Origin of the sequence: Halorubrum yunnanense (genome assembly GCF_026586675.1) — an archaeon.
Taxonomy (GTDB): domain Archaea; phylum Halobacteriota; class Halobacteria; order Halobacteriales; family Haloferacaceae; genus Halorubrum; species Halorubrum yunnanense.
The window spans coordinates 1-844 of the sequence record NZ_JAODIX010000108.1 but is presented as its reverse complement, the minus strand read 5'-3'; the positions used below and the strand labels follow the sequence as shown (position 1 = coordinate 844).

Sequence of the window (844 nt, the reverse complement as noted above, 5' to 3'; positions counted from 1 at the left end):
GGAAATGGATGCCGTCTGGCGATATGGCATCGCTCAGACGGCTTGCTTGGATGTGTCGAGACCTTGCCAAACAGCATGTTGAGGATCCGGACGTACCCGCCGCGCCGGATGGCGCGGACGGGTACGCCGAGTGGGTACAGATCGCGTTGATTCTGTACCGCGTCGAACTCGAAAAGAGTCTCCGCGAGACCGAAGACTACCTCAACGAGATGCCCGGCGTCCTTGCCGTGTTTGATCTCGACGAAGCACCCCACTACAGCTCGTTTTGTCGGTGGGAAAACGAGTACCGAATGCGTGAACTCCGCCGCCTGCTCCGCACTTCGGCGGAGCAGGCGGGCTGGAGTGGTGAAGCTGCAATTGACGCAAGCGGCTTTCAACGTGATCAAACCAGCTACCACTACCGCGACCGCGCAGACTTCTCGTTCCAGTCGATGAAGACAACGATCTTGATCGATGTGAACTCGCTGGCGATCAAAGACGTTCATTTCACGACGCAGAAGGCGTGGGACGGCCATATCGGGATGCAGGTCTTCCGCCGGAACGCGGAAGACCTGCGCGTGTTGTCTGCTGACGCGAATTACTCATGGAGCGACTTCCGTGAAGAGTGTCGCTCCGACTCAACGCGACCGTTGATCAGGCATAGAGAGCAAACACCGTTGCAGAAGGCCCACAACGCCCGAATGAACGAGGACTACAACCAGCGCTGGATGAGTGAAACCGGCTTTTCGCAGTTGAAGGAAGACGACGGCGAGAAGCTACGCTCCCGGAGCTGGCACGGCCAGTTCCGGGAGCTGACTCGGAAGTGCATTATCCATAACCTGACGCAGGCGGCGAGTTAGAGCTC

Annotated in this window: 1 protein-coding gene; it reads left to right on the top strand. The window is 58.3% G+C overall.

Going from position 1 to position 844, the window contains the following annotated elements:
* Positions 1-23 precede the first annotated feature (23 nt).
* Positions 24-839 carry an IS5 family transposase gene (locus N5096_RS16090; RefSeq protein WP_267665798.1) on the top strand — a complete coding sequence of 272 codons (816 nt, stop codon included), beginning with the start codon at positions 24-26 and terminating at the stop codon, positions 837-839.
* The last annotated feature ends 5 nt before the right edge of the window (positions 840-844 follow it).